Origin of the sequence: Psychrobacter sp. W2-37-MNA-CIBAN-0211 (genome assembly GCF_040309405.1) — a bacterium.
Classification (GTDB): Bacteria; Pseudomonadota; Gammaproteobacteria; order Pseudomonadales; family Moraxellaceae; genus Psychrobacter; species Psychrobacter glaciei.
In genome coordinates, this window is record NZ_JBEOOU010000195.1 from 1 (window position 1) to 273 (window position 273).

Here is a 273-nt window from a genome sequence, read left to right on the forward strand (position 1 = left end):
GTTCCATCTTATAAGCACTTCAGCGCCAACAACACTTTTGCTTTGAGTGCTTACAAATGGCTGTTAATGCAATGACAATTCATCGCGTTTAAGTGCGCCTCTTAATAATGATTCCATTTGTATACGACTAGACAGTTCGGATTCCATTTTTTGGTTAAAGAACTTATAGCTATTGTTATTACCCATTTCACAATGTGATAGCGCGGCGCTGGATTTTCTTGATAGGTCCATAAATCCACTACCATCGTTGGGGTAAAATGCGACTCCCATAGC

The 273-nt window shown here is 39.9% G+C and carries 1 protein-coding gene; it reads right to left on the minus strand.

The annotated features are described in order from the left end of the window. Positions 1-63: 63 nt before the first annotated feature. Positions 64-273 (minus strand): hypothetical protein (locus AAEY72_RS14875; protein ID WP_352311323.1); only part of this gene is annotated, 210 nt, incomplete at its 5' end.